Raw genomic sequence first — 4,641 nt, 5'->3', positions numbered from 1 at the left:
TCGTCGGGCTCATAACCCGAAGGTCGTAGGTTCAAATCCTGCTCTCGCAACCAATACTTCTTAAAGAAAAACCTCTCAAGATTAACTCTCTATGAGTAATCGCTAATTTCATAAACTTGATCTCTACTATCGTAACCACTTTTTTTATATTAAAAAATCCCTTTTAAATATCAATCTTATTTCTACTTTCAAAACTTCAGTTATAGCAAAACCTATTACTGGACAGCAACCTATTACTGGAAACCTATTACTGGACAGCCATTAATATTTGAAAATATATAACAAACTTAAATACGCTTGTTTAAAGCGTAGAAATGATTAACTAATGCGCTTTTAATTATTTATATGATCAAAATAATGCACACCCGAAGATAAATTGTGAATACTGCGCATGCGTAGCATTAGCAAACCGCTAATTATATTTTTATTACGAAGGTTATAGGGAAGGTTAAGAAAGTTAATGCATTTGTCGTCGTAATTGATTTTTACTGGCTATCCAGCATTTACCTGTATGCTCAGCAAATGAAGCTAGTGCTTCTAAAGACCCGACTGCCCCTTGGTAATCTTTACCAAATCGGCTTGCTAATGTTAACCATGTTGTTTCATCTAGGCCAAGTTGATTGAGTAATTTAGGATGAGAACAAGCAATCATTCCTCGCTTATCTTCTCGCAAAATACGTCCACTCCAATCCACTAATTCCAAATAATCTAATAGTGAAAAAGCAATCCCACCAGCGTTATTGTCAGCACGACTCTCAACTGCATCACCCGTAAAACAAAATAAAGGCTTTTTATTGAACCGATAAGTTGATGGATTATCTTTAATATGTGCAACACCATGTATCCGCTCATAAGCCGATGTATATTCTGAGTTTTCTAGAGAGTCATACATCTTAGCCCGAATAGGATTCAAATCGACGTAGGCCATACAAGTTACTAATGCATCTTCATCTAGCAAAGCTTGAGATTTAAAGCGTCCTTCCCAAAAACGACCCGAGCATTCATCTTCTGTATTCGCTTTACGAGCGATAAATTCATTTAAGCAACGCATAAACCAAGATATGTCGATAAGACGACCTCGCCAACTATTAATTATCGTTAACGCCATTTTATTTTCAGCTACAGAATAAGTTTGTTCATTCTGCCATCGCTCCACTAAAGCAGGCTTAGAATATAACTGACACCACCGTTGACACACCTCTTCATTGGTTAGCATATCATTAAGTTTTTCATCAACATGCAAGACTAAATGATAGTGATTAGACATAACCGCATAGGCGCAAATATCAATACTAAAAATAGAAGCAAGGTGGTGCATTCGCTCAATTACCCATTGACGTCTATGTTCAAACGACTTTTTCGTATAATTATCTTCACCACACAAATAAGCACGACGAACACAACGAGAAATACAGTGATAATAAGGCGTATTAGATAACGACACTTGTGATTGGCGAGACTGAGTCATAACGGCGACCTCTTAGTATTAAAACCGACATACTAAAGATAGAACTGAAAAGGCTCGTCGTCAAAGTTAATGGGTGTCCACGATTTTTTTTCCACGATTTTTTAGCATTAAAAGCTCATGCATCATGAGACATAAAACTAAATCGGATAACCAAATTCACCAATATAGACAATCTCAAAACCATCTCCTTTAACCGTTCTCGGCTTCTCAATTTGATCTTTTGTAATGAATATAAGTACGTTTGCATCCTCAAGATTAAGGGTTAACGCTTCTTCTAAGACCGCTGCAGACCAAGACTCTGAATAAGAATACGACTTAAAAAATGCTGCAAGAGATGGCTCTTCCTCCCTCTCGCCAACTTCCATAAAGTCATGATCTATATAATATTCACCTTGGGATTCACAGAACTTGGATAACGGTGCGTCATCATCATCTCCATAATACTCCTCGATGAAGTCATTGTAGTTGGAAAGCTTTGAAACACGTCCTAAAAAGAAATGTGAAACTTCATATGATGCCATCAGTATCCCCTAAAAATAATACCTTGATAAAAACGTAATGTGCTATTTTTCAAACATTGATAGTGAAATTAATCACCGTTTAACTCTTAACTCACAAGCGCTCATATTACGATCTTTAACATGGTAAGAGCTTGAAGAAGTAAACCGTACTTTCCAGCTCTCCTGAAGAACTACGAGCAAACTGAGGAATTTGACCAGCTTCGCTATAACCCATGGCACGATACAGTGAAGAAGCAATATCACCTAAGCGCGTATCAAGGACTAATAAAGATAATCCCATTTCAACTGCCGCTGATTCCATAGACGACATTAGCTTTTTACTAATGCCTTTTCCTCTCACATCAGTATCAACCATAAGTTTTTCAACTTCACCTCGATGTGCCCCATTAGGCTTAGAACAAAGTGATAGTTGAACAGTACCGACAATACGATTTCCATCATATGCAATAAACAGTTTTCTTTCTCTCAATTTAAGGCCCGACTCGACAACAGCCCAGTAAGCTGTAACTTCTTGTCTAACAACGGGTGTTAAAAAACCGACAGAGGCTCCACTATTAATACAATCAACTAATAGTGAATGTAATTGTTCAGCTATACCAACAATTGTATCTACTTCCTTTATTTCCACAAAACTTTCCATGTAACTTCACCTAACGACTGTAATTTTACGCTTAGTGCGCATTTCAATGAAAAAACACAGTATTTGATATTAAGCTAAGATTCAATAAACGATTGATTAAATTAGTATTACAGGCATGAAAAAAGTTAATTCGATAATAGATAAGCCTAAGCAGGCTTTTTACTGTCATTGTCATTTTGTTTTAATTTAAAAGTGAACTCATTGGCCTTGTTTACTCGTATTATATGTCATGCTTTGTGCTGGCATTAGACTAGCACTATTATTTTTCATCAATGGGTAACAGGTAATTATGGTAGATTTTAACCGACTGGCATATCTTGATCTTGAAACAACAGGTACTAAGCCAACTCGAGATCAAATAACTGAGATTGCTATCGTACAAACATTGAATGGTGTGATTACAGATAAATGGCAGTCGCTAATTTGTCCTGGGACACACATTCCCGTCATGATTCAGAAATTAACAGGCATAACGCCGGAAATGGTTGCTGACGCCCCTACTATCGATGAAGTGATCCCTGTCATTATTGAGAAACTCAAGGGGCACGTTGTGGTTGCACATAATGCTCGATTTGATGTTAGCTTTTTACGAAATGCCTTTAAACAAAGTGATATAGAGTTTAAATATCCTGTGGTATGTACTGTTAAGTTGTCTCGAGAAATGTACCCAAACGTAAAAAAGCATAACCTTGATAGCATTATTAAACGCTTTGATTTAACCTGTGAAAGCCGCCATCGAGCAATGGATGATGCTGCTATCCTGCCACAAATAGTCGCACATATGCGAAATGAGTTTAATGATCAAAAAGTTTTAGAGGCTATGACCTCACAACAAAAACTTTCTAGCGTACCGCCCCATATCAACCCGGATATTTTCTCAAAAATGCCTAATGAGCCAGGCGTATATTTATTCTATGGTGAAACAGGGAATTTATTATATGTTGGTAAAAGTGTGCAAATTAGAGCTCGGGTTATTTCTCATTTTTCTAGCGATCATAGTCATGACCGTGAAATGCGGATGGCACAACAAGTATATGATATTGAGTGGATCACTACCGCCGGTGAGTTTAGTGCCTTGGTTTTAGAGTCCGAGCTAGTCAAGTCTCGGGCTCCTTTGTTTAATAGGCAACTTAGGAAACAAAAATCTCTGTTTACTATCTACTGGGAAAATAACCTTGATGGTGAAGTTACACAGCCCAATGTTATTGATATGAACAATTTAAATACTCAATCTAAAAAAGCGTCATTAAAGAATACTTATGGACTGTTTAAAAACCGCCGAACAGCCATTGAAGCCTTGCGTAAATTAAAAGATGAAAACCAACTCTGTGGCATACAACTAGGTCTAGAAAAAGGAAAAGGTCCTTGTTTCTCCTATCAACTTAAAAAGTGTAAAGGGATTTGTTGTGGACAAGAAACAGTTATCGCTTATCAAATAAGAATGCAACAAGCATTAGCACCAATAAAAATTAAGGGTTGGCCCTATCAAGGTGCTGTTGGGATTAAAGAATACAATGAACAAAGTGATATAAGTTGCATTCATATCATTTCTCATTGGTTGTATTTAGGTAAAGTTAATGATGAAAGTGAGCTAGCAAACTTTAATTTTGATGTTACCGCTAAACTCGATGTCGACTTTTATAAAATATGCATCTCTCAATTACAAAAAAGTCATGCATTGATTGATTTCGCAAATCTCAATCAGTAACTAAAACGTCTTCACCTCATTGCTTAGGTTAATAGTAGGTGGAGCGCTAATCTACTGTTTGTATAGGGGCTGTCTAGAAAACAATATAGATTAGATATCTCAAAGGCAGACAAGGAATCATAATCCTCAAACCTTTGGGTGTCCTCGATTTACTTTTGTGTGGTGAATGAAGTAATTGGTTGTATTTAGGTAAAGTTAATGATGAAAGTGAGCTAGCAAACTTCAATTTTGATGTTACCGCTAAACTCAATGTCGACTTTTATAAAATATGCATCTCTCAATTACAAAAAAGTCATGCATTGAT

The 4,641-nt window shown here is 36.6% G+C and carries 4 protein-coding genes; 1 reads left to right on the top strand and 3 read right to left on the bottom strand.

All coding sequences use genetic code 11. The features are described 5' to 3' along the window. Positions 1-457 precede the first annotated feature (457 nt). The 3 genes from V6256_RS14920 to V6256_RS14910 form a co-directional block, all read right to left on the bottom strand. Positions 458-1,468 (bottom strand): hypothetical protein, encoded by a 1,011-nt coding sequence (locus V6256_RS14920; RefSeq protein WP_341599065.1) that lies wholly within the window; start codon positions 1,466-1,468, stop codon positions 458-460. Positions 1,469-1,605: 137 nt separating this feature from the next. Beyond that, positions 1,606-1,989: an immunity 22 family protein gene (locus V6256_RS14915; protein ID WP_341599064.1), complete on the bottom strand. Its 384-nt coding sequence runs from the start codon at positions 1,987-1,989 to the stop codon at positions 1,606-1,608. Between the two features lie 115 nt (positions 1,990-2,104). Next, positions 2,105-2,629 (bottom strand): GNAT family N-acetyltransferase, encoded by a 525-nt coding sequence (locus V6256_RS14910; RefSeq protein ID WP_341599063.1) that lies wholly within the window; start codon positions 2,627-2,629, stop codon positions 2,105-2,107. Positions 2,630-2,918: 289 nt separating this feature from the next. On the opposite strand from V6256_RS14910, the gene V6256_RS14905 reads away from it, so the two are divergent. Further along, the gene (locus V6256_RS14905) at positions 2,919-4,337 is read left to right on the top strand and encodes an exonuclease domain-containing protein (RefSeq protein WP_341599062.1); all 1,419 of its coding nucleotides are present in this window, start codon (positions 2,919-2,921) and stop codon (positions 4,335-4,337) included. Positions 4,338-4,641: the final 304 nt, after the last annotated feature.

It is taken from the genome of Psychromonas aquatilis (assembly GCF_038155185.1).
In the GTDB taxonomy this organism is placed as follows: Bacteria; Pseudomonadota; Gammaproteobacteria; order Enterobacterales; family Psychromonadaceae; genus Psychromonas; species Psychromonas aquatilis.
The sequence above is the reverse complement of the archived record's forward strand: the minus strand, read 5'-3'. Positions and strand labels throughout refer to the sequence as shown.